This window comes from Azohydromonas australica DSM 1124, assembly GCF_000430725.1.
GTDB lineage: Bacteria > Pseudomonadota > Gammaproteobacteria > Burkholderiales > Burkholderiaceae_C > Azohydromonas > Azohydromonas australica.
The window spans coordinates 186,308-207,548 of the sequence record NZ_AUMO01000023.1; the positions used below are offsets into that span (position 1 = coordinate 186,308).

The following is a 21,241-nucleotide window of genomic DNA, read 5'->3' on the forward strand; positions in this document are numbered from 1 at the left end:
AGCTCAGCCGCGGCGCCGCAGCAGCCGCACGTGCATCGGCTTCCTGAACGCGACGCCCTCAGGCCCGGCCAGCGGCTCGAAGCGCGCGCGCACCTGCGCCAGCTTGGCGTCGTCAATGCGGTGGTCGGCGAAGGTGGGGCGCATCATGCGCGCCTCGAAATCGGCGAAGTCGCGGAACTGCACCGGCATCTCGAAACGACGCTCGGCCCACGCTTCCCACGGCCCCGTGCGCAGCGCCGCGTCCAGCGCGCGCTGGGCCGCGGCGCGCACCTCGCCCTCGTCGTTGTAGAGCCGGGTCAACTAGTTGAGCGCACCGCCGTAGACGGGCTCGGACACGTAGAGCCAGCCGCCGGGCCGCAGCACGCGCGCCACCTCGTCCAGCGCCTGCGCCATCAGCGGCACGGGCACGTGGTGCAGCGACTTGAGCATCAGCGCGCCGTCGAAGGCGGCATCAGGCAGCGGAATGGCCTGCGCCCCGGCCTGCAGGAACTGCAGCCGCGGCTGCGGCGCGGCCAGGTTCTTCGCGTGCTGGCGCTCGTCCACTTCGAGCCCGGTGAGCTCGGCATCGTGATGGCGCTCCAGCAGCGCCCGTGCCATGCGCGCGGCGCCGCAGCCCAGCTCGACCAGGCGCGCGCCGTCCAGCGGTACCAGGCTCTCCAGCAGGTCGAGCTCGTCGGAGATCAGGGGCAGTGAGTCGTTCATCGGTGTCTTCAGGGTCGCACGCGGCGGTCAGGGTTGGCGCAGCCGTTGCAGGCGCACCTGCAGCGCGGCTGCGTTGAGGGCGCCGAGGTGCGCGTCCACGAAGCGGCCCCGGGCATCGAAGAAAAGCGTGGTCGGCAGCCCGCGCGAGCCCACGGCCGGGCCCAGCGCGCGGGCCTCGTCGAGCCACACGCCCTCGGCCGCCAGGCCCTCGCGCTGGAGGTAGGCGCGCACCACGGCGGCGGACTCGCCCTGGTTCACGAGGAGGAAGCGCACGTCCTGCTCGCGCCGGCGCGCGGCGTCCAGCACGGGCATCTCGGCGCGGCAGGGACCGCACCAGGTGGCCCAGAGGTTGACGACCGTGGGGCGCCCGTCCAGCTCCTCGGCCAGGCTGCGGGTGCGTGCGCTGTCTAGCTCCGTGATCGCCACCGCCGGCGCCGGTGCCTGCATGGGCTGGCCGCCGGCGGCCAGGGCCGCCACGCTGCCCGCCACCCAGGCAGCCATCCCGGCCACCGTGCCCCAGGCCAGCGGACGGCGCAACGCGGGGCGCGTGCGTGTCCGCCCAGCCAGCCAGACCGCGACGACGATCACGCCCACGCTGTCCTCCCAGCCGCCGTCGCGCAGGTCCAGCACCGACCACGGCTGCGCCAGATAAGGTTGCGCGTGGATCAGCACGTGCGCGGCTCGCGCAGCCAGCAAGCCCAGCGCGGCGGCCAGCCACAGCGTGCGCTCGGCCGGGACCGCGTCCGCCTCGGGCGCCAGGCGCCGCGCCACCAGCGTCGCCAGCCACAGCGCCGCCAGCAGCAGCAGCGGCGCGACCGGCAGGGCCAGGGGACCGAGAGGGATGGACAGCATGGTGGAGGTTCCGCAATTCAGGCGTTGAGCGCCGGCCAGCTTGCCACGCGGCGCGGCGCCCCCATGCGGCGCCCTGTCTTCAGGCCTTGTCCTCGCCGATGAGCAGCCGCGTGTCGCTGAGGTAGCGGTGCGGCGGGATCTCCAGGTTGGTCGGCGCGGGCTTGTTCTTGAACACGCGGCCGGCGCCGTCGAAGGTGGAGCCGTGGCAGGGACAGAAATAGCCGCCCGCCCAGTCCGCGGGCAGGCTCGGGTTGGCGCTGTTGGCCGGCACCGCGCTGGGCGAGCAGCCCAGGTGCGTGCAGATGCCCACCGCAACGAAGACCTCCGGGCGCAGCGAGCGGCTGTGGTTGCGGGCGTATTCAGGCTGCTGGTCCCGGGCAGATGCCGGGTCGGCCAGCGCATCGGCGTTGCGCTGCAGCGCCGCGATCATCTCCGGCGTGCGCCGCACCACCCACACCGGCTTGCCGCGCCACTCCACGGTCTTCATGCCGCCGGGCGGGATGTCGCCGATGTCCACCTCCACGGCTGCGCCCATCGCCTTGGCGCGCTCGCTGGGCGCGAAGGTGGAGGCGAAAGGCACGGCGGTGGCCGCCGCGGCCACGCCGCCGGCGCCCGCGGTGGCGATGAGCCACTGGCGGCGCTGGGGGTCGGAACAGGAAACGGCATCGAGGGTCAGGTTGGTCATGGTCGGTCCTTGGCGAGATGCGGCAGCCGTGGCAGCCGCTCGTGCCCTGGTGTATCAAGATGCGGGCCAACCGCCGCCGCGCCGCCATCGCCCCCGGCGGGCGCAGCGCTGGCGTCGGGCGACCGCGGCTTGGCGCCGGTGCCACGGGCTGCCACTGCCTGACAGCCCTGGCAGGGGCCGGCAGCACAGGCGCCTTCGGTGTTTCCAAGGGGAAGCAAGCACCGGCCAAGCTCAACGCATTGCCAAATGCTTATATAAGAGTTGAGCAGCTCCGGCGTCGCTGCGCGGCTGGCGCCGGCCGGGCCACCGATAAAATGGCAGCCTTTTTGCCTACCCTTGAATTGGCCATCCGACGCATGAACGAAGACGACTGCTATTCGGACGAGGTCCTGGAGTCGGTTGCCGAGCTGTTCTCGCTCCTGGGCACGCCCATCCGGCTGAAGATCATCCGCTCGCTGTGCCACGGCGAGAAGAACGTGTCGCAGATGCTGGGCGAGATCGACACCACGCAGCCCAACCTGTCGCAGCACCTGGCCACGCTGTACCGCGCCGGCGTGCTGGCCAAGCGCCGCGACAGCACGCAGATGTTCTACCGGCTGCAGAGCGAGCGCGTGGCCGTGCTGTGCCGCGCGGTGTGCGAGCAGGTCGCCAAGGACATGTATGCCTCGGCAACCGTCGCACCTGAAGAGCGCCTGGTGACGCGCACGGTGCGCTGAGGCCCGGCCTTCAGCGCACGCGCTTGCGCCACTGGTAGCGCGGGCTGTAGCGGCCGGGCACCGGCGGCGGCAGGGGCAGCGACCAGGGCCGCGCGCCGACGAGGTGGCGGTCCAGCATCCAGTGGATCAGCCGGCGCTGCAGCGGGCCCACCACGCGCTGGCTGCCGGCCAGCCAGGTCATGAACCCTTCGGGCGCGGGCGCCACGCCGAAGCGCGGCAGCCAGCTCAGCATCGCGACCAGACAGCCCCGCACCATGCCGTCGTCGTCCTCCAGCCAGCCGCGCAGCGTGTCCCACTCCAGCGTCGCGCCGTGGTGGCGCAGCAGGAACACCGCGTCGAAGGCCGAGGGCAGGAAGCTGGGATCGACCTTGAGCTCGGTGATGTCGTTGAACCAGGCCGCGGCGATGTAGGGCAGCTGCAGCGCCGGCGGCAGCCGCCGCACCTCGCGGCCCTGGAAGCTCGATGCCACCGTGCGCGCAAGCACCTCCTGCGGCGCGAACAGCCCTCCCACGCTGAAGGGCGAGTCCTCGGGGAAGAGCGCCTTGTGCAACTCCACCACCGTGCCGTGGCTGCGATGGCGCAGCGGCGCGTCGTGGTGCAGCCCGGGGCGCACGGGGAACGCCATGCGCTCGTAGCCGCCGGCCGGGGCGGTGAGTGCTGACTCAACCTCGCCCAGCAGCCGCCGCGGCAGCAGCACGTCGATGTCCGACATCGGCCGCAGGTGCGGCGCGGGCCAGAGCTGCTCGCTGACGGAGATGCCCTTGAGCAGCGTCAGCTCCACGCCCAGGTCGGCGCAGGCGTCGATCAGCTCCGCTGCCGACTGCGCCAGCGCCGACTGCCGCACCCGCGCCGTCAGCTCCGCGGCCAGCAGCTCGTCGCGCCATGGCGCAGGCACGCCTTCGGGCTGCGCGCGCAGGGCGTGGTGCAGCAGCGGACCGAGCCCGCCGCGCACCAGCCAGCGGAACTGGCCCTCCTGCACCGCTTCGCCCTGGCCCGTGGCACCTGCCGGGTCCAGGCGCAGCGGCGCCCCGGTGGCCGCGTAGGCCAGCAGCTGGCCCGTCAGCGCGGACCGCATGCGAAAAACATTCTGTAGCCAGTCACACACACTTTCGGGGGCCTCCCTGGGGGTAATTGCATCGCGTCAGACGTGAATATTCACAACAGTTTCGCTGTTGGGACTCGCGACGCCCAAGTACCAGGGCGCGCGAAGCAAGGAAGGGAGGGCGAGATGCAGACAACCGGCCCCGCATCCGGGGGAATGATCGTCCGTGAAGTGGATGGCGAGCTGCTGATCCTGGACACGGCTTCCAATCACATCCACCAACTCAATGAGACCGCCAGCATCGTCTGGCGCATGCGCCGCGACGGCGCAATGCCGCAAGCCATTGCGGCGATCCTGGCTGCGGACTTCGCGGTCGACGAGGCGCAGGCACTTGCCGACGTGCACACCACGCTGCAGCGCCTGGAATCCCTGAACCTGCTGGACGAATGCGAGAGCACGCCCACGCATCCCCTGGCGTGAAAGGAGACAACCCATGGCAGTACCCGACCGCTCTCGGCGGGACTTCGTCAAGCGCGGCGCCTACGCCGCGCCGGCCATCCTGACCCTGGCCGCCGCGCCGTCCTTCGCCAAGGCCGGGTCCGTCAAGGACCCGGGCAAGCCCGATAAACCCGGCAAGCCGGACAAGCCCGGCAAGCCAGGCAAGGGCGGGAACTGACGACCCCGCGAACGTGACCAGGCCCTCCGGCCTTGGTCCGTCTTTCCTCCAGGCGCCCGCCGTGCGATACGACCCCCGTCGCCGTACCGAGCGCCTTCCTCCCGCAACACCGCACGCGCCGACGCGCCCGACCACCGGGCGGCGGCATGGTGCGCGATCCGGCCCCTGAAGCCGCCACGGAGCGTCGCCTGTGCCGAGCCCTCACCCGATCCCGTTCCGCCCCGCGCGCGGGGAGCCGCCACCCGCGCTGACCTTCCAGCTGCTGGGGCAGACCGTGCGCATCGCCTATGCCGACCCCACCGTCGCGCGCATCGTGACGGGCAACTTCGCCGCCATGCCCCCGGCGCCGGACAGCGCCGTTCCCGACCTGGCCTACGCGGCGGCGCGCCATCCGGGACATGACGCCTACCTCCTGCACCGCCAGGGCCGCGCGCCCATCACGGCCGACAACCTGTGCGAGCTGCTGTTCTACCTGGAGAAGGACCTCATCGTGGCGCTGCAGACCCGGCGCCCGGATCTGCTGCACCTGCATGCCGCGGCGCTGGCGTGGGAAGGCCAGGCCTGGCTGCTGATCGGCGACTCCGGCGCCGGCAAGTCCACCACCACCTGGGGCCTGCTGCACCACGGCCTGCGCTACCTCAGCGACGAGCTCAGCCCGGTGGACCTGGAGTCGCTGGCGGTGCATCCCTATCCGCATGCGCTGTGCCTCAAGCGCCGCCCGCCGGGGCCCTACGCCTTTCCCGAGGACGAGGTGCTGGACCTGGGCCGCACGCTGCACGTGCCGGTAGCGGCGCTGCCTGCGGACGTGATGCACGCGCCCTGCCCGCTGGCCGGGCTGATCTTCGTGCGGCACGACCCCCTGCTGCGCGAGCCGGTGCTGCGCCCGCTGCAAGCGGCTGAAGCCGGGGCAAGGCTGTACGTGACCACGCTCAACGCGCTGGCGCATTCCAGCCACGGGCTCGATGCCGTGGCCAGCCTGGCGCAGCGCGTTCCCTCCTGGTCGCTGGCCAGCGCCGGGCTGGCCGACAGCTGCGAACTGGTGCACGGCCTGATGCGCGAGCGGCGCCGCGGCTGAGCGTGCGGTGGCCGCCGCCGCTACGCCGGCGGCAGCGCGGCCACCCGGGCCAGGAACTCGTCGCGGCCGGCACCGGCGAACCACGGGTGCGTGCGCCGCTGCTCATGCACCTGGCTCACGGCACGCGACGCTCGCGCGTGGCCGCAGAACAGCAGCGTCTCCGCCGGCAGCGTGAACACTTCGCGCGTGACGCTGTCCCACAAGGCCTCGGGCACGGCCGGCCGCGGCTGGAAGGGACAGGCATCCACCGCCAGCAGGCCGCCGCAGAACAGGCGGTCGCGCCAAAGGAAGCTCAGGCAATGCGCCGTGTGGCCCGGCGTCGCCAGCGTGCGCACCACCTCGCCGCCGAAGGTGAGGCTGCCGTCCGGCAGCGGCCGTCCCTGCACCCACGGCGCGTCCAGCGTGGCCAGCGCCAGCCGTTCCGCTTCGGGCAGCGCGGCGTCGTGCGCGTGCGTGCGCAGCACCCAGCGCAGCCGCAGCCGGTGCTCCGCCAGCATGGCGCGCAGCACTGCCACGTCGGCGCCGCGCGGATCCACGAGCACCGCCTCGCGGGCGTCCAGGTCGGCCAGCAGGTAGCTCATCGCCCCGCTGGCCTCGTCGTGCAGCAAACGGAAGTACATGGAGAAGTCCGCGCCGCCCGGCAACCGCGTTGCGGCGGCGCCGGGGGCGTTCAGGCATCGCTCTGGTGATGTGCGGGGGCTATCAAGAAGCAGGCCAAGACGGGCTGGCCGCAAAAATCCCTTGTGCCACGCCCACTTGGCACACCGCAGCGGCAGCGGGCGGCCCCCGGCTGCCAGCCTGGGCTGCCAATGCTGGCAGTAGACTGCGCGCGCCGCGCCAGTGCGCCAAACCGGCCCGGTGCCTGCGCCGCGGCAGCGGCGCCCCACCCCACTTCCAGGCAGCCCATGTCCAGCGTCCTGCCCGAGCTCGTCTCCTTTCTCGAAGGCCTGTCCGAGCCGCACATCGTGTTCGACCGGCAGTACCGCATCGTGGCGGCCAACGCAGCCTACCGGCGCCAGTTCAGCCCGACCGGCTCCGTGATCGGGCGCACCTGCTACGACGTCTCGCACCACTTCGACCGGCCCTGCGACGAGGCCGGCGAGAGCTGCCCGCTGGCGCGCTCGCGCCAGAGCGGCCAGCGCGAGCGCGTGCTGCACCTGCACCACACGCCGCAGGGCGAGGCCTACGTGAACATCGAGCTCGCGCCGGTGCTCGACGCCTCGGGCGAGGCTGCGTTCTACGTCGAGAAGATGGAGCCGCTGCGCGTGGCCGAGGGCACGCCTTCGGCCAAGGGCATGATCGGCCGCGCCCCGGCCTTCCAGGAGATGCTGGCGCTGGTGGCCCGCGTGGGCCCGTCGCAGGCCAGCGTGCTGCTGCTGGGCGAGTCCGGCACGGGCAAGGAGCTCGTGGCGCGCGCGCTGCACGAGGTCAGTCTGCGCGCCACGCGCCCGCTGGTGGTGGTGGACTGCGCCAGCCTGCCGGAGACGCTGTTCGAGAGCGAGCTCTTCGGCCACGAGCGCGGCGCTTTCACCGGCGCGCACGCCAGCAAGCCCGGCCTGGTGGAGGCCGCCAGCGGCGGCACGCTGTTCCTGGACGAGGTCGGCGACATCCCGCTGCAGATGCAGGTGAAGCTGCTGCGGCTGCTGGAGAACGGCACCTACCGCCGCGTGGGCAGCACCGAGCTGCGCCGCGCCGACGTGCGCGTGGTTTCGGCCACGCACCGCGACCTGGACGCCATGGTGACCGACGGCCGTTTCCGCGAGGACCTGTACTACCGGCTCAGCACCTTCCCGATCCGGCTGCCGGCGCTGCGCGAGCGGCGCGAGGACATCCCGCTGCTGGCGAAATCGCTGCTGGAGCGGGTGGCGCCGCGCAAGCTGGCGCTCTCGCGCGAGGCCCTGGCGCGGCTGGCGGCCCACGACTTCCCCGGCAACGTGCGCGAGCTGCGCAACGTGCTGGAGCGCGCGGCGCTGCTCACCGACGGCAACGGCATCGAGGCGGCGCAGATCGAGCAGGCGCTGGCGGTGGGCCGGCGCCGCGCCGCGCCGGCCGCGCGCGTGCAGCCCCCGCCCGACACGCCGACGCTGTCCGGGCGCAGCGGCCAGCCGCTGCGCGACGCCGAGCGCGAGGCGCTGTCGGCGCTGCTGGCTGCACACCGGGGCAGCCGCGCGGAGCTGGCGCGGCAGCTGGGCATCAGCGAGCGCTCCCTCTACCGCAAGCTGCGCGAGCTGCAGGGGCCGCGCGCGGAGGACGGCAGCGAGGGCGCCGAAGGCTGATCAGACCCGCTCGGCCTGCAGCAGGAACGGCTCCAGGATCTCCGCCAGCCAGGCCATGAACGCCTGCGCCCGCCGCGCCACGTGGCGGCGGTTGGCGTAGAGCAGCGTCACGGGCAGCGGCGCCGCGCGCCACTCGGGCAGCACCTCCACCAGCCGGCCGCTCTCCAGGTGCGGGCGCAGCGCCAGGTCGGGCGCCTGGATCAGGCCCAGCCCCGCCAGGCAGGCGGCCTCGTAGGACTGCGCGTTGTTCACCGTCAGCCCTCCCGCCATGGGCACGCGGCAGGCCTCGCCGGTGACGGCATCGACGAATTCGAAGCCCGGGCTGCGCGCGCCCAGGCCGCTGGCGTAGTGCACCAGCCGGTGCCGCTGCAGGTCCTGCAGCGTGCGCGGCGTGCCGAACTCCGCCAGGTAGGACGGGCTGGCGCAGTTGAGCTGCACCAGGTGGCCCAGGGGCCGCGCCACCAGGCTGGAGTCCTCCAGCGCGCCCACGCGCAGCACGCAGTCGAAGCCCTCGCCGACCACGTCCACGCGACGGTCGGTGCTGCCCAGCTCCAGGTGCAGGCCCGGATGCCGCGCCAGGAATTCCGGCAGCCGCGGCACCACCACCGCGCGCGCCGTGCCGGTGGGCATGTCCACCCGCAGCCGGCCCTGCAGCCCTTCGGCTTCGGGCCGGAACAGCTGCTGCAGGTCCTCCAGGTCGGCCAGCAGCTCGCGGCAGCGGTCGAGGTAGAGCTGCCCATCGGGCGTCACGTGCACGCGGCGCGTGGTCCGCTGCAGCAGCCGCGTGCCCAGCAGCGACTCCAGCCGCTGCACCGCGGTCGACACCGAAGCCTTGGGCAGCCCCAGCACCTGCGCTGCCTGCGTGAAGCTCGCCAGCTCGGCCACGCGCACGTAGATGCGCATCGCTTCAAGTTGATCCAAGGTTCATCCTCCCGTTTGTCTTGTTAGCGCGAACAGTCTAGTCAAACGCAGCCGGTTTATCGGTCGCAGCCGGATCAATACAGTGACTCCATCCCGTCCACGAACCTGGCGGACGGGATTGAACCTTCACTGCACACAGGAGCCCGCCATGGACCGTTCCCACATCGCCCTCATCACCGGCGGCAGCCGCGGCCTGGGCCGCAGCGCCGCGCTGGCGCTGGCCGCGCGCGGCGTCGATCTCATCTTGACTTACCGCTCGGGCCTGGCCGAGGCGCAGGCCGTGGTGGCCCAGGCGCAGGCGCTGGGCGTGCGCGCCGTGGCGCTGCCACTGGACGTGGCCGACAGCGCCAGCTTCCCGGCCTTCGCCGAGCAGGTGCGCGCGGCGCTGCGCCAGCACTGGCAGCGCGAGCACTTCGACCACCTGGTCAACAACGCCGGCATCGGCGTGCACGCCGCGTTCGCGGACACCACCGAGGCGCAGTTCGACCAGCTCATGAACGTGCACCTCAAGGGCCCCTTCTTCCTGACCCAGACGCTGCTGCCGCTGATGGCCGACGGCGGGCGCATCCTCAACCTCTCCAGCGGCCTGGCGCGCTTTGCCCTGCCCGGCTACGCCGCCTATGCCGCGATGAAAGGCGCCGTGGAAGTGCTCACCCGCTACCTGGCCAAGGAGCTTGGGCCGCGGGGCATCGCCGTCAACGTGCTGGCGCCGGGGGCGATCGAAACCGACTTCGGCGGCGGCGCAGTGCGCGACAACGCGCAGCTCAACGCCTTCGTCGCCTCGCAGACCGCGCTGGGCCGCGCCGGGCGGCCGGAGGACATCGGCGCCGTGGTGGCCGCGCTGCTGTCGCCGGAGCTGGGCTGGGTCAACGCGCAGCGCATCGAGGCCTCGGGCGGCATGTTCCTGTGACGCCGCGCCCGCGGCGCCCGGCCGCGGGTGTGGCATCTGCACGCTTTGCGCCGCGGGCGCGCAAGAGGGCCTTCCTAGAATCCGCGCGTGAAAGTCACCGCCATTCCCCACACCGAAGCGGCCGCCCCGGTCGAGAGCGTGCCCGTACCCGGGGGCGTTTCGAACCTGCAGGCCACGGACTCGCTGTCGGTCAAGACAGCGGCGGCGCTGCTGGCCGTGCATCCCGGCGCGGCTTCCGGCGTGGTGGAGCTGAGCCCGCTGGGCCAGAGCGTGGCGACGCTGTCGGCCTTCGGGCTGCCGGTGGCGCTGTTGCCCACCGACGGTCCGCAGGACGCGCTGCTGCCGGGACAGCAGCACCACCAGCAGGCCGCGCAGAACGTGATCCACGCGCTGGCCGCCGCGCTGAGCCTGAAGCAGGCCGTCGCGGCCGAGCAGTGGCTGGGCGAGGAGCCCGAATCCCACGCGCCGGCCCGCGAGCACATGCCGCGGCAGGCGAGCGTGGCCGACGCGGGCGCGCCGGCACGATCGCCGGCGCAGCAGTCGGCCGGCTCGCTGCTCAACGCGATGCTGTGCGCCTCGCTCACCGGCCAGACGGCCATCGAGGTGCGGCGCTGGGACCGTCGCCCGCTGAAGCTGGAGCTGCAGCGCGAGCCGGACGGACGCGGAGGCTTCCGCGTCGTGCGCGCGCGCGTGCGACACGAAACGGAGCAAGGCACGCTCGACGCGGTGGTGGAGCTGAGCACGTCCTTTTCGGAAGACGGCGAGACCTCGGCGATGAACGTGAACATCCTTTGCGGCGAGGGGCTGGTGCGCGAGGTGGACGAGCACGTGGACGAGCTGCGCCAGGCCCTGGGCGCCCGCGGCCTGCACGCCGCCGTGCGCGCCCTGCCGGCGCCGGCCGAGGCCTGACATGAAACCGCCCGAGAACGCCCTGGAAGAGCTCCACGCCGAGGAGCCCACGCGCCGCCGCGCCGCAGTGGCCATGTCCTACGACACGCACCAGCGCATCGGCGCGCCCCACGTGGTGGCCAAGGGCTACAACGAAACGGCGCGGCGCATCGTGGAGCTGGCGCGGCAGGCGGGCATCCCGGTGACGGAATCGGCCGAGCTGGCGCAGGCGCTGATGCACGTGGAGCTGGACCGCGAGATCCCGCCCGAGCTGTACGCGGCCGTGGCGGAGCTGCTGGTCTGGATCTGGCGGCTGCAAAACCGGCCCCCGCCCTGAGACGGCCGCAGCAAAAAACTCTCCGTTACCGGCAAGGGCTCTGCGCCTAGACTTTGACTGGTTTGACCATAAGCAATACAGGGGGTTTCAGATGGGTCAAGTAACGAAGAGGGGGCGCGTATGGGCAGGCATGACCGCGGCCTTGGTGGCCTGTGGCGCGCAGGCCTCGCTGCTGCAGAACGGCAGCTTCGAAGACACGGTGGGCGGCGTGGGTGGCGGGTTCAGCCACTGCTACCTGGGCGGCGATTGCAGCGCGACCGCAGTATCCGGCTGGAGCGGCAACGCGCCGCTGATCTCCTCGTCCAGCAGTCCCTGGGGCGGACCCAACCAGCTGGGGAACTGGAACCCTGGTTTCGGCAGCCTGCTCATCGGCCTGCAGAACCTCATGTACATCGAGCAGTCGCTGACGCTGGCCGCCGGCACCTACCAGCTCAGCTGGTTCGATGCCGGGCGCGCGGGCTACTCGCCGGCGAACTACAACGTTTCCTTCGACGGCACGGTGCTGCAGTCCTTGCACACCAACGTGTACCAGGCCTGGGGACAGCACACGCTGACCTTCCACGCCGACGGTGACGGCGTGCTGCGCTTCGGTGGCAACACGGTCGGGGCGGACGGCACGGCCTTCGTGGACAACGTGAGCCTGAACCTGGTGTCGCTGGACACGGTGCCGGTGCCCGAGCCCTCCAGCGCCGCGCTGCTGGGCCTGGGCCTGGCCGGCGTGGCCGCCACGCGCCGCCGCGCCACCCAGCGCGGCTGACGCCGATGCTCCGGCAGCGCCGGAGCACTCATCACCTTAGGCGGGCGCGGAAGCTCAGCGCGGCCGGTCCGCCGCGGCCGGAACCGCCGCCTCGGGGTGGCTGGCCGCGTAGCGCTCCAGCAGCAGGTACAGCGCCACGCCGCCCAGCAGCGGCAGCAGGTAATAAAGCGCGCGGTAGGCCAGCACCGCGCCCATCACGGTGCCCTGCCCCAGCCGGCCCGACAGCAGCGTCAGGTACACCGCCTCCAGCACGCCCAGGCCCGCCGGGATGGGCGTGAACACGCCCACGATGGAAGCCGCCATCAGTACCGCCAGCGTGGTGCCGTAGGGCAGCCGCTCGCCCAGCAGCAGGTACATCACCGCGCCCATCAGCGCCCAGTTCGCGGTCGAGAACGCGAGCTGCGCCAGCGCGCGGCCGGGGCTGGGCAGCTGCAGCCGCCGCCCGCGCACACGCCATTCCTGCCCGTGCCACTTCGTGCAGGCCACGACGTAGCCGACGGCCAGCAGCAGCATGAGCACGCCCACGGCGCGCAGCGTCCACCCCGGCAGCCAGGCCTGCGGCGGCAGCGAGATCACGCCCGAGGCGAAGAGGCCGCCGGCCAGCAGCCCGTAGCCGAGCCAGTTGGTGGCCAGGCTGATGCCCACCACCTGCGCCACCGAGGCCTCGTCCAGCCCGGCGCGGGCGTACAGCCGCGCGCGCAGCGCCACGCCGCCCACCAGCGAGCCCAGGTTCAGGTTGAACGCGTAACTGGAGACGGCGATGGCCCAAGAGCGCCAGCGCGCCACGCGGTGGCGCACGTGGCCGCGGCCGATGAGGTCGAAGCAACCGTACAGGGCGTGGCTGAGCGTGGCCAGCAACCAGGCCGCGAGCAGCGCCTGCAGCGGCTGGCGCTTGAGCGCGGCCCAGGCGCCGGCCCAGTCGATCTGGTGCGCGCGCGACAGCAGCAGCCCCAGGATCACCACGCCCAGCACGGGCACCGCCCAGCGCCGGATGTAGGGCCAGGCGGCGGTCAAGGAGGCCCGCAACGGGCTGGTCGGCACGGGGGGAGCGTCGCTGAGCATGGTGGCCATCTTCCCCAGCGCCGGTGGCGCCCGCCAGACGGCGCCGCCGCGCCTCGCTGTAGGCGCTTTCCGACGCGGCTGCCGGACACCGCGCTGCCGCTGCCGCCGTGCCGGGCAGCAAAAAGCCCGCCGGCGGCGGGCTTCGGTGCTTCGGGCGCGCGGCGGGCGCCGAGGAAGGCTCAGGGCTTGAGCAGGTCGCCCAGCCAGCCCAGCAGCGGCTTGCTGCGCGGCAGCGTGATGACGGTGCCCTCGCGGCGCGCATCGGCGCCGCCGTAGTAGCGGCCGGTCTTGTAGTCGATGCCCACGCCCTGCACCGCGCCGATGTCGGCCACGCCCACGCTGTAGCCCAGCGCCTTGAGCCCGTCCACCGTGGCCTGGGGCAGCGCCGCCTCCACCGTCACCGAGGAGCTGGTGCTGGTGACGGACAGGCGCGGCGCGTTGATGGCCTGCTGCAGCTCCATGCCGTGGTCGATGAGGTTGAGCGTGACGTTGAGCACCGAGTTGATGATGGTCGAGCCGCCGGGCGAGCCGTAGGCCAGCACCGGGCGGCCCTTGGCGTCGAAGATCATCGTCGGCGTCATGCTGCTGCGCGGACGCTTGCCCGGCTGCACGTCGTTGTAGCCGGGGCCGCCCGTGAACGGGTTGATGGACGGGACGATGTTGAAGTCGGTGAGCTCGTTGTTGAGCAGGAAGCCGTGGTTGCGGAAGGAACCGTCCGGGCGCTTGTAGCCTGCGAACACGCCGATGCCGTGCGAGGACTCGATGGTGTTGGTGTAGGAGACGAAGTTGCCCCAGCGGTCGGCCACGGCGAAGTGCGTGGTGGTCTCGCCCGGGCCGGTCACAGGTTCGGCCACCGCCAGCCGCTTACCCACCTCCACGCCGGCGAACTGGTAGGGGCGCGGGTCGTCGGCCACCGGGTTGGTGACCTGCCGCTGCCCAGGCACGATGGCCAGGCTGCGCGTGTCGGTGTAGGGCTGGGCCAGCAGGCCCTTGGAGGGCACGGGGACGAAGTCGGCGTCGCCCATCCACACCGACCGGTCGGCGAAGGCGATGCGCATGGCCTCGGCCATCACGTTGGCCGTCTTCACCGAGCCGAAGCCGTAGCCCGCCGCCGCGTCGCCGATGGGGAAGCGCTCCAGCATCTTGAGCATCTGCAGCAGCGTCAGCCCGCCGGAGGACGGTGGCGACATCGCCTTGATGACGTAGCCGCGGTACGTCGCCTGCACCGGGTCGCGCAGCGCGGGGCGGTAGTCCTGAAGGTCGGCCAGGGTCATGCTGCCGCCCTGGCCCCACTTCTGTCCCTCGACGACGCCCTTGGCGATGTCGCAGCCCTTGGACGGGATATAGCGGTAGAAGCAGTCGGGACCGTTCCTGGCGATCAGGCGCAGCGTGTCGGCCAGCGCCTCGTTGCGCACCAGCGAGCCCACCGCCGGCGCCACGCCGCCGGGGCAGAAGAAGGCCTCCGACTCCGGCGAGTTGCGCGCGCGCGGGTTGCAGCTGGCCTCGACGTAGCGCGGCGTGGCCTTGAAGCCCCGGTCGGCCAGGCTGATGGCCGGCTGCAGCACCTTGTGCAGCGGCATGCGGCCGAAGCGGTCCAGCGCCAGCGCGGTGCCGCGCACCATGCCGGGCACGCCCACGGCCACGCCCTGCAGCGACGCGTTGGCCACGCCCACGAACATCGACGGCGTGGCGCCGGCGGGCGCCTTCTCGCGCGAGTCGATGTAGAAGGTGCGGCCCGAGGCGGCGTGGTGAATCATCATGAAGCCGCCGCCGCCGATGCCCGCCGACTGCGGCTCCACGACGTTGAGCGCGTAGGCGATGGCCACGGCCGCGTCGATGGCGTTGCCGCCCTTTTCCAGCACCTGCGCGCCGGCCTCCGCGCCATAGGGGTTGGCCACGGCCACCACGGCCTGCGGCCGCTCCAGCGGCAGCCCCGGCAGATCGCCCAGCGACAGGCCGATGGCCGCCTGCGCCGTCGTGGCCGCGGCGAGGCTGCCCAGGGCCAGCAGCACCGCCCGCCGCAGGCAGGACGGATTCAAGAAGTCAGGTTCCCGTACTGGCATGGCGCAGCTCCTCGTGAAGGGATGAAGGCGCCGGCACGCGCCGTGCGCGCGCCGGGCAGGCTCACTCTGCCCAGGGGGGATCACCACTTCAACCCGGCCACCGCCGCCCGGATGCGGGCGGGCAAACGCGCCGGAACGTGCTAGGCGAAGCGCTGCGCCGGGCCGGGATCAGGCCCCGGGACAAGCGGTTGTGACCGAAACCGTTGCCGCGGCCTCCCGTGCGGCGGTGGCCGCGGGCGGATCCAGCAGCGCGGCGGCCTCCTGCAGTCCGCGCAGCAGCCCGGCGGCGCTGGGCTTGTCCACGAACACGCACTGCTTGCCGGTGCGCTTGCAATGGTCCTTGACGCGCCAGTAGGCGCCATGGCTGATGCAGCCGGTCTGGCAGATCACCAGGTCCGCCGCGGCCAGGCTGGACTCCAGCTGCGCGCTGCCGTCCTCCTCGCCGCCGTCGTGGTGCAGGAACTGGCCGCCCGTACGCTCCACCAGCTGGCGGTACACCGGCACGCTGCCCGAGCGCCCGCCCACGCACAGCACGGCCTTGTCGGGCAGCTTGGGCGCCAGGGGCAGCGGCGTGACCACGGGAGCATCCGCGGCGGCGAGTGCCGGCCCGTCCTCGGCCGCTCGCGCCGGCGCCGCCAGGGCCTGCGCCAGGCGCCGCTCCAGCGACTCGATGCGCAGGCGCTGGCGCTCGATCTGCTGGGCTTGGGCGCGCCGCGCGGGCAGGTCCGGCACGCCGCGGCGCAGCTCCTCGACTTCCGCGCGCAGGCTCTCCAGCGCCGTGTCGCGCGTGATCAGCGCGGCGCGCAGCCGCACCAGCTCGACGGACTGCAGCTCGATGGTGGCCGCGCGCTGCTGCAGCGCCTGGGTGCTGCGCTGCTGCGCCGCGGCCAGCTCGCGCACCAGCACCCCGTGCTCGCGCTGCAGCTCGGCGAAGCGGGCGCGGTCCACGCGCTCGGCCGCGCCGGCCTGGTGCTGCAGCATGTGCACGTCGCGCAGCACCCGCTCTTCCAGCACGGCGTCGCAGCGCCCATGCGTGAGCACGGCCCAGAAGGCGGCGGGCACGCCGACGCCCTCCAGCAGCCGCTGCTGCCACCACTGCGCCAGCGCCGCGCCGTCCTTGCAGCGCGCCGCGGAGGCCAGGGCGGGCGCGAAGCGCTCGTCGAGCTCGCGCTGCAGCCGCTCGGCCAGCGGCGTGCGGACCTTGCACTCCTGGATGGCCAGGCAGTGCAGCTCGTAGTCGTCCTGCGGCAGCGCACCGGCCATCACCTTCTGCGCCACGCGGCGCAGCAAGGGCAGCGGTACGCACACGCCCACCATCGGGCAGTAGGCCGTGGGCGCCAGGTCCCAGAAGCGGCGCCGGCGCGAGCTGCGGGTGAGCAGCTGCGCGGCCGCGGCCTGCTCATGCCGGCACGCCACCAGGCCGGGGCGGTCTTCGCTGCACATGGGTGGCTCCTCGACTCAATGGCAGGCCGCCGAGGCGGCCGAGGGCGCATCCGGGCACGCCTGCAATCCGCGGCGCGCCGACAAGGTCATTTCCGACAGCTCCTCGAAGGCCTCGGGCGTCAGGCGCAGCGTGAGCGCGCCCACCTGCAGGTGCACCTGGCGGCAGTGCTCGCACACCAGGACCCGTCCCAGCGCGCCCTGCGCCACCGTCCGCGGCCGGCAGCCGGCGTCGTCCTCAGCGTTGCGTTGATCCAAGCCGGTTCTCCTTCCATCACCCGTGGTGTCCATGCATCCACTTTATTGCGAATCATTCTCATTAGCAATAGGCAAGTTGGATCAGGAGCGCCGCACCGCGACCGCGCTCCTGTGTGCTGGACGGGCCGTGAAACGGCGCGCGGTGCGCAGCTGGAGCTGGAGCTGGAGCTGGAGCTGGAGCTGGAGCTGGCCGGAAGATAAGCCCGTCGAATTTCTTTTTCATGACGCAGGCCGCCATGCGAGAAATGCCCGCCTCCGCACTATTCGCGCTCGACAGGATTTTTGAAGCAAATAATCAAAGCGCTTTTCAGGAAGGCTCATGGCAGTTACATCGGCAGCGTGAAAAATTTGGAAGAGCGCTGAGCCAGTTACAAGTCGGGGCATCACACGGCGCCAATGAGCGCTGGTTTGTATCTGAAGCCGGCTTGATGCAGCACAAGGAAGCCTCGCATGCGAACCGACGCGGGTGCGTGCAAGTCCTTGCTATCTAATGAACTTCCTGGTTGAAGCGCTTCGGCTCGCAGAGCCTGAATGACTCAACATATCGTCACAACATCGTAACAAAACATCGAGTTACCTTATATACCTGCTTTCACAAACACATCACTCACAGTCTTTTACAGCCCGTCGAAATACAGCTTGTACCGCTTGATAAAGCACCTGAAGCAGTAAATCGCTGAAGGCGGGAATTACACCAACACGTTTCCAGGTTGACCAATGAAATTGGCGGCCAGCGCGTAGTGGATTCCAGTACCGGCCCGACAAGGGGCTGTTCTGAAGTACTACTGGAATAAGCATCGTGAGTATCCAAATCAATGTGCGCCCGGCGCTGGCCGGGTCCCTGGTGTCGACCCTCGTGCTGCTCGCGGCTTGCGGCGGCGGTGGCGAAACGACGCTGTCCCAGGCGTCCTCGTCCGGCACGGCAGCTTCCACCGCGCTCGCCCAGCCGATGGCGCTGACCGCGGACACCCGCATGAAGTGGAATCCCGGCCACTACGTCCAACTCGGCGCCGGCGCCAGCGACGACCTGGTGCAGCGCACCTTCAAGGAAATCTCCGCCATGCCCAACGTGCGCGGCGTGCAGACCCGCCACGTGTGGCGTGACCTGGAAACCGACAAGGGCGTCTACGACTTCAGCGAGATCGACAAGGACGTGGCCAAGGCCCAGGCGGTGGGCAAGCGGCTGTTCATCATGATCGGCACGAAGACCTTCAAGGCCGGCTCGCGTGCGCTGCCCGACTACATGCACACCGACGAGTACAGCGGCGGCGCCTACCGCATCTTCATCGATGCCAAGGACACCACCGGCACCGAGGCCACCACCGGCGAGAACATCGCGCTCTACAACGCCAACGTGCGTGACCGCTTCATCGCGCTGACCACCGCGCTGGGCCAGCGCTACAACGGCAACAACGCCTTCGAAGGGATCATCTTCAACGAGACCTCGCTGGGCCAGTCCACGGTGCCGATGACCAGCACGCAGAAGGCGGACTTCTTCACCAACCTCGCCGCGGTGGACGCCGCCACGCGCAAGGCCTTCCCCAACACGGTGGTGCTGCAGTTCATCAACTTCCCGCGCGCCTACATGCCGGGGCTGGTCAACAGCGCCATCAACAACGGCGTGGCGCTGGGCGGCCCCGACACCTTCCTCAACGACAGCGAGCTGGAGATCTCGGCCTACCCGCACTACGAGACCGCCTGGGGCAAGGTGCCGCTGGGTCCCTCGGTGCAGGCCGAGAACTACTACACCACCTACCAGGACGGCCCCTACGCGCCGCCGGCCGTGACGGACCTCTACGCCTTCGCGAAGAACCGGCTGCACGCCAACTACATGTTCTGGTCCAAGACGCTGACCGAGCCGCTGATGCCCTACAACAACGTGCTGTCGATGTGGAAGTCCGCCAGCTTCCCCAAGGACGCTGCCGGCGGCCTGTCCACGACCTGCCCGAGCACCTTCACGTCCTGCGTGCCCAAGCTCTAACCACAAAGCCGACCAACGCGCGCATTCAGCGGGCCCGCAAGGGCCCGCTTTTTTTGTGCCTTACTCCACCATGAGCGCCTGCAGCACGGCGCGCAGCGCGTCGGGCAGCGGCACCGGGCGGCGCGTGGCGCGGTCCACGTACACGTGCACGAAATGCCCCTGCGCCGCGGCCTCGTCGTCGCCGTTGCGGAACAGTCCCACCTCGTAGCGCACGCTGGAGTTGCCGATGCGCGCCACGCGCAGCCCCCCGCGCACGCGGTCGGGGAAGCTGATCGGGGCGAAGTACTGGCAGCCCGTCTCCACTACCAGGCCCACCGTCTGGCCCGCGGCGTAGTCCAGCACGCCCTGCTCGATGAGGTGGCCGTTGACCACCGTGTCGAACCAGCTGTAGTAGACGACGTTGTTCACGTGCGCGTAGACGTCGTTGTCCATCCAGCGCGTCGTGATGTCGCTGAAGGCGCGGTAGTCGGCGCGCGTGTCGCGGCTGGCTTTGGCCATGGGCTCTCCTGTTGTGGTCGGGTACGGATGCAGTCTCAGGCGCGCTCGATGGCCAGCGCGATGCCCTGGCCCACGCCGATGCACATGGTCGCGATGGCGCGTCGCGTGCCCGTGCGCTCCAGCTGGCGCAGCGCCGTGAGCGCCAGCCGCGCGCCCGAAGCACCCAGCGGATGGCCCAGCGCGATGGCACCGCCGTTGGGGTTGACGTGGGCCGCGTCGTCCGCCAGGCCCAGCTGGCGCAGCACCGCCAGGCCCTGCGCGGCAAAGGCCTCGTTGAGCTCGATCACGTCCACCTCCGCCAGCGACCAGCCGATGCGCTGCAGCAGCTTCTGCGTCGCCGGCGCGGGCCCGATGCCCATGATGCGCGGCGGCACGCCCGCCACCGCCATGCCCACGACCCGCGCGCGCGGCTGCAGGCCGTAGCGCTCCAGCGCCGCATCGGAAGCCAGCAGCAGCGCGCAGGCGCCGTCGTTGACGCCCGAGGCGTTGCCCGCGGTCACGCTGCCGTCGGGGCGCACCACGCCCTTGAGCCGGTTCAGCTGCTCCAGCGTGGTGTCGGGCCGCGGATGCTCGTCCGCGCTCACCGTCACGGGCTCGCCCTTGGCGTGCGGGATCACCACCGGCGTGATCTCCCCGGCGAAAAAACCCGCCTCCTGCGCTGCCTTGCAGCGCTGCTGCGAGCGCCAGGCAAAGGCGTCCTGGTCCGCGCGCGCGATGCCGAACTCCACCGCCACGTTCTCCGCCGTCTCGGGCATGGAGTCGATGCCGTGCGCCGCCTTCATCTTCGGGTTCACGAAGCGCCAGCCGATGGTGGTGTCCTCCACCTTGGCCGTGCGCGAGAAGGCGCTGTCGGCCTTGCCCATGACGAAGGGCGCGCGCGTCATGCTCTCCACACCACCGGCCAGGATGAGATCGGCCTCGCCCGTGCGCAAGCTGCGCGCGCCCTGGCCGATGGCATCCAGCCCCGAGCCGCACAGCCGGTTGAGCGTCACGCCGGCCACCTCCACCGGCAGCCCGGCCAGCAGCGCCGCCATGCGTGCGACGTTGCGGTTGTCCTCGCCGGCCTGGTTGGCGCAGCCGTAGAGCACGTCGTCCACGGCGGCCCAGTCCAGGCCGGGGTGGCGCTCCATCAGGGCGCGGATCGGCACCGCGCCCAGGTCGTCGGGGCGCACGCCCGCCAGCGCGCCGCCGTAGCGGCCGAACGGCGTGCGCACGCCATCGACGATCCAGGCATTCGAAGTCTTGGACATGGGGCTTGTCTCCTGTGGGGGCGCAGCGTGCGCCCGGGTTTTGTAAGGGGTGGAAATTGGCGGCAGACCAGGAGGGCGCCACGGCAGGGCGCTGCGCGTTCCGCTGAATTGACCGACCGGCCGGTAGATATTAAGGTCCGGCGACTTCGTGACGCAAGTCAAGCCCGGTCCCTGAAAACCCGAGCGGCGGGCGACGGACCGGCACCCCACCCGCACGACACCTACACAAAAGGAGACGACCCCATGCCTTGCTACAGCCTCGAAGGCGTGATCCCGGTGGTGGATCCGAGCGCCTACGTGCATCCGAGTGCCGTGCTGATCGGCGACGTGATCGTGGGCCCGGACTGCTATGTCGGACCGGCCGCATGCCTGCGCGGCGACTTCGGGCGCATCGTGCTCAAGGCCGGCGCCAACGTGCAGGACACCTGCGTGATCCACGGCTTTCCCGAGCAGGAGACCGTGGTGGAGGAGAACGGCCACATCGGCCACGGCGCGGTGCTGCACAGCTGCGTGGTGCGCCGCGACGCGCTGGTGGGCATGAACGCAGTGGTGATGGACGAGGCCGAGGTGGGCGAGCAGGCGATCGTGGCGGCCTGCGCCTTCATCGCCGCCGGCGTGAAGGTGCCGCCGCGCACGCTGGTCGCCGGCGTGCCGGCCAAGGCCGTGCGCACGCTCAGCGAAGGCGAGATCGCGTGGAAGCAGGAGGGCACGCGCGTGTACCAGGACCTGACGCGGCGCAGCCTGGCCTCGATGCGGGAAGTGCAGCCGCTGGCAGCGCTGGACGTGGATCGGCCGGCATTGAAGGCGCCGCACGTGAAGCCGCTGGTGGCGGCCAAGCGCGATTGACAATCC

At 71.5% G+C, this 21,241-nt stretch carries 25 protein-coding genes; 12 read left to right on the forward strand and 13 right to left on the reverse strand.

Features of this window, described 5'->3' with window-relative positions; all coding sequences use genetic code 11:
* Positions 1-3 precede the first annotated feature (3 nt).
* The 4 genes from H537_RS56430 to petA form a co-directional block, all read right to left on the reverse strand.
* Entirely contained in the window at positions 4-300 is a 297-nt protein-coding gene (locus H537_RS56430; RefSeq protein WP_310733003.1) for a hypothetical protein, read from the reverse strand.
* Positions 301-702: a class I SAM-dependent methyltransferase gene (locus tag H537_RS56435; protein ID WP_310733004.1), complete on the reverse strand. Its 402-nt coding sequence runs from the start codon at positions 700-702 to the stop codon at positions 301-303.
* Between the two features lie 27 nt (positions 703-729).
* Entirely contained in the window at positions 730-1,554 is an 825-nt protein-coding gene (locus H537_RS0102520) for a TlpA family protein disulfide reductase (RefSeq protein ID WP_028996635.1), read from the reverse strand.
* 79 nt (positions 1,555-1,633) lie between these two features.
* Positions 1,634-2,239 carry a ubiquinol-cytochrome c reductase iron-sulfur subunit gene (gene petA, locus H537_RS0102525; protein ID WP_028996636.1) on the reverse strand — a complete coding sequence of 202 codons (606 nt, stop codon included), beginning with the start codon at positions 2,237-2,239 and terminating at the stop codon, positions 1,634-1,636.
* Positions 2,240-2,595: 356 nt separating this feature from the next.
* On the opposite strand from petA, the gene H537_RS40750 reads away from it, so the two are divergent.
* Positions 2,596-2,955 (forward strand): ArsR/SmtB family transcription factor, encoded by a 360-nt coding sequence (locus H537_RS40750; RefSeq protein ID WP_051241621.1) that lies wholly within the window; start codon positions 2,596-2,598, stop codon positions 2,953-2,955.
* Between the two features lie 10 nt (positions 2,956-2,965).
* On the opposite strand, the gene H537_RS0102535 is transcribed toward H537_RS40750, so the two are convergent.
* Positions 2,966-4,030 carry a nucleotidyltransferase family protein gene (locus tag H537_RS0102535; protein WP_051241623.1) on the reverse strand — a complete coding sequence of 355 codons (1,065 nt, stop codon included), beginning with the start codon at positions 4,028-4,030 and terminating at the stop codon, positions 2,966-2,968.
* Positions 4,031-4,102: 72 nt separating this feature from the next.
* Here H537_RS0102535 and H537_RS0102545 point away from each other — a divergent pair, with 72 nt between their 5' ends.
* The 3 genes from H537_RS0102545 to H537_RS0102555 all read left to right on the forward strand — a co-directional run bounded on the left by H537_RS0102545 (position 4,103) and on the right by H537_RS0102555 (position 5,748).
* The gene (locus H537_RS0102545; protein WP_156901347.1) at positions 4,103-4,477 is read left to right on the forward strand and encodes a PqqD family protein; all 375 of its coding nucleotides are present in this window, start codon (positions 4,103-4,105) and stop codon (positions 4,475-4,477) included.
* A 13-nt stretch (positions 4,478-4,490) separates the two neighbouring features.
* Complete coding sequence (locus tag H537_RS0102550; protein WP_028996639.1) at positions 4,491-4,673, forward strand: hypothetical protein; 183 nt, start codon at positions 4,491-4,493, stop codon at positions 4,671-4,673.
* A gap of 190 nt (positions 4,674-4,863) precedes the next feature.
* Positions 4,864-5,748 (forward strand): hypothetical protein, encoded by an 885-nt coding sequence (locus H537_RS0102555; RefSeq protein WP_028996640.1) that lies wholly within the window; start codon positions 4,864-4,866, stop codon positions 5,746-5,748.
* A gap of 20 nt (positions 5,749-5,768) precedes the next feature.
* Here H537_RS0102555 and H537_RS0102560 read toward each other — a convergent pair whose 3' ends face one another.
* A complete protein-coding gene (locus tag H537_RS0102560; RefSeq protein ID WP_028996641.1) occupies positions 5,769-6,368 on the reverse strand; it encodes an MBL fold metallo-hydrolase in 600 nt (199 codons plus the stop codon).
* 285 nt (positions 6,369-6,653) lie between these two features.
* Between H537_RS0102560 and H537_RS40760 the strand changes: the two genes are divergently transcribed.
* Positions 6,654-8,024, forward strand: a complete 1,371-nt coding sequence (locus H537_RS40760; RefSeq protein ID WP_043458030.1) for a sigma-54 interaction domain-containing protein — start codon at positions 6,654-6,656, stop codon at positions 8,022-8,024.
* Here H537_RS40760 and H537_RS0102570 read toward each other — a convergent pair whose 3' ends face one another.
* A complete protein-coding gene (locus H537_RS0102570) occupies positions 8,025-8,927 on the reverse strand; it encodes a LysR family transcriptional regulator (RefSeq protein WP_043458031.1) in 903 nt (300 codons plus the stop codon).
* A 166-nt stretch (positions 8,928-9,093) separates the two neighbouring features.
* On the opposite strand from H537_RS0102570, the gene H537_RS0102575 reads away from it, so the two are divergent.
* The 4 genes from H537_RS0102575 to H537_RS0102590 all read left to right on the forward strand — a co-directional run bounded on the left by H537_RS0102575 (position 9,094) and on the right by H537_RS0102590 (position 11,837).
* Complete coding sequence (locus tag H537_RS0102575; RefSeq protein WP_028996643.1) at positions 9,094-9,855, forward strand: SDR family NAD(P)-dependent oxidoreductase; 762 nt, start codon at positions 9,094-9,096, stop codon at positions 9,853-9,855.
* Positions 9,856-9,942: 87 nt separating this feature from the next.
* Positions 9,943-10,764: a hypothetical protein gene (locus tag H537_RS0102580; RefSeq protein ID WP_028996644.1), complete on the forward strand. Its 822-nt coding sequence runs from the start codon at positions 9,943-9,945 to the stop codon at positions 10,762-10,764.
* A gap of 1 nt (position 10,765) precedes the next feature.
* Positions 10,766-11,080 carry an EscU/YscU/HrcU family type III secretion system export apparatus switch protein gene (locus H537_RS0102585; RefSeq protein ID WP_051241625.1) on the forward strand — a complete coding sequence of 105 codons (315 nt, stop codon included), beginning with the start codon at positions 10,766-10,768 and terminating at the stop codon, positions 11,078-11,080.
* 130 nt (positions 11,081-11,210) lie between these two features.
* Positions 11,211-11,837, forward strand: coding sequence for a PEP-CTERM sorting domain-containing protein (locus tag H537_RS0102590; protein ID WP_028996646.1), 627 nt, complete (start codon positions 11,211-11,213; stop codon positions 11,835-11,837).
* Between the two features lie 54 nt (positions 11,838-11,891).
* Here H537_RS0102590 and H537_RS0102595 read toward each other — a convergent pair whose 3' ends face one another.
* The 4 genes from H537_RS0102595 to H537_RS40775 all read right to left on the reverse strand — a co-directional run bounded on the left by H537_RS0102595 (position 11,892) and on the right by H537_RS40775 (position 16,660).
* Positions 11,892-12,899, reverse strand: coding sequence for a lysylphosphatidylglycerol synthase domain-containing protein (locus tag H537_RS0102595; RefSeq protein WP_028996647.1), 1,008 nt, complete (start codon positions 12,897-12,899; stop codon positions 11,892-11,894).
* 179 nt (positions 12,900-13,078) lie between these two features.
* The gene (gene ggt, locus H537_RS40765) at positions 13,079-14,962 is read right to left on the reverse strand and encodes a gamma-glutamyltransferase (protein ID WP_051241626.1); all 1,884 of its coding nucleotides are present in this window, start codon (positions 14,960-14,962) and stop codon (positions 13,079-13,081) included.
* 168 nt (positions 14,963-15,130) lie between these two features.
* Entirely contained in the window at positions 15,131-16,405 is a 1,275-nt protein-coding gene (locus H537_RS40770) for a DUF2325 domain-containing protein (RefSeq protein WP_051241628.1), read from the reverse strand.
* Positions 16,406-16,420: 15 nt separating this feature from the next.
* Positions 16,421-16,660 (reverse strand): hypothetical protein, encoded by a 240-nt coding sequence (locus tag H537_RS40775; protein ID WP_043458032.1) that lies wholly within the window; start codon positions 16,658-16,660, stop codon positions 16,421-16,423.
* Positions 16,661-16,881: 221 nt separating this feature from the next.
* On the opposite strand from H537_RS40775, the gene H537_RS52280 reads away from it, so the two are divergent.
* Positions 16,882-17,151, forward strand: coding sequence for a hypothetical protein (locus H537_RS52280; RefSeq protein ID WP_156901351.1), 270 nt, complete (start codon positions 16,882-16,884; stop codon positions 17,149-17,151).
* 308 nt (positions 17,152-17,459) lie between these two features.
* Positions 17,460-18,641 (forward strand): hypothetical protein, encoded by a 1,182-nt coding sequence (locus H537_RS0102620; RefSeq protein WP_156901353.1) that lies wholly within the window; start codon positions 17,460-17,462, stop codon positions 18,639-18,641.
* A gap of 60 nt (positions 18,642-18,701) precedes the next feature.
* Here H537_RS0102620 and H537_RS0102625 read toward each other — a convergent pair whose 3' ends face one another.
* A complete protein-coding gene (locus H537_RS0102625; RefSeq protein ID WP_028996649.1) occupies positions 18,702-19,139 on the reverse strand; it encodes an acyl-CoA thioesterase in 438 nt (145 codons plus the stop codon).
* 35 nt (positions 19,140-19,174) lie between these two features.
* Positions 19,175-20,389, reverse strand: a complete 1,215-nt coding sequence (pcaF, locus tag H537_RS0102630; protein ID WP_028996650.1) for a 3-oxoadipyl-CoA thiolase — start codon at positions 20,387-20,389, stop codon at positions 19,175-19,177.
* A gap of 243 nt (positions 20,390-20,632) precedes the next feature.
* Between pcaF and H537_RS0102635 the strand changes: the two genes are divergently transcribed.
* Entirely contained in the window at positions 20,633-21,235 is a 603-nt protein-coding gene (locus H537_RS0102635) for a phenylacetic acid degradation protein PaaY (RefSeq protein WP_028996651.1), read from the forward strand.
* Positions 21,236-21,241: the final 6 nt, after the last annotated feature.

Bases quoted from the DNA above. Each gene is read 5' to 3' on its own strand.
- H537_RS56435 (WP_310733004.1), bottom strand. From the start codon at position 702: ATGAACGACTCACTGCCCCTGATCTCCGACGAGCTCGACCTGCTGGAG.
- H537_RS0102520 (WP_028996635.1), bottom strand. From the start codon at position 1,554: ATGCTGTCCATCCCTCTCGGTCCCCTGGCCCTGCCGGTCGCGCCGCTG.
- petA (WP_028996636.1), bottom strand. From the start codon at position 2,239: ATGACCAACCTGACCCTCGATGCCGTTTCCTGTTCCGACCCCCAGCGC.
- H537_RS40750 (WP_051241621.1), top strand. From the start codon at position 2,596: ATGAACGAAGACGACTGCTATTCGGACGAGGTCCTGGAGTCGGTTGCC.
- H537_RS0102535 (WP_051241623.1), bottom strand. From the start codon at position 4,030: ATGCGGTCCGCGCTGACGGGCCAGCTGCTGGCCTACGCGGCCACCGGG.
- H537_RS0102550 (WP_028996639.1), top strand. From the start codon at position 4,491: ATGGCAGTACCCGACCGCTCTCGGCGGGACTTCGTCAAGCGCGGCGCC.
- H537_RS0102560 (WP_028996641.1), bottom strand. From the start codon at position 6,368: ATGTACTTCCGTTTGCTGCACGACGAGGCCAGCGGGGCGATGAGCTAC.
- H537_RS40760 (WP_043458030.1), top strand. From the start codon at position 6,654: ATGTCCAGCGTCCTGCCCGAGCTCGTCTCCTTTCTCGAAGGCCTGTCC.
- H537_RS0102570 (WP_043458031.1), bottom strand. From the start codon at position 8,927: ATGCGCATCTACGTGCGCGTGGCCGAGCTGGCGAGCTTCACGCAGGCA.
- H537_RS0102575 (WP_028996643.1), top strand. From the start codon at position 9,094: ATGGACCGTTCCCACATCGCCCTCATCACCGGCGGCAGCCGCGGCCTG.
- H537_RS0102585 (WP_051241625.1), top strand. From the start codon at position 10,766: ATGAAACCGCCCGAGAACGCCCTGGAAGAGCTCCACGCCGAGGAGCCC.
- H537_RS0102590 (WP_028996646.1), top strand. From the start codon at position 11,211: ATGACCGCGGCCTTGGTGGCCTGTGGCGCGCAGGCCTCGCTGCTGCAG.
- H537_RS0102595 (WP_028996647.1), bottom strand. From the start codon at position 12,899: ATGCTCAGCGACGCTCCCCCCGTGCCGACCAGCCCGTTGCGGGCCTCC.
- ggt (WP_051241626.1), bottom strand. From the start codon at position 14,962: ATGCCAGTACGGGAACCTGACTTCTTGAATCCGTCCTGCCTGCGGCGG.
- H537_RS40770 (WP_051241628.1), bottom strand. From the start codon at position 16,405: ATGTGCAGCGAAGACCGCCCCGGCCTGGTGGCGTGCCGGCATGAGCAG.
- H537_RS52280 (WP_156901351.1), top strand. From the start codon at position 16,882: ATGACGCAGGCCGCCATGCGAGAAATGCCCGCCTCCGCACTATTCGCG.
- H537_RS0102625 (WP_028996649.1), bottom strand. From the start codon at position 19,139: ATGGCCAAAGCCAGCCGCGACACGCGCGCCGACTACCGCGCCTTCAGC.
- pcaF (WP_028996650.1), bottom strand. From the start codon at position 20,389: ATGTCCAAGACTTCGAATGCCTGGATCGTCGATGGCGTGCGCACGCCG.
- H537_RS0102635 (WP_028996651.1), top strand. From the start codon at position 20,633: ATGCCTTGCTACAGCCTCGAAGGCGTGATCCCGGTGGTGGATCCGAGC.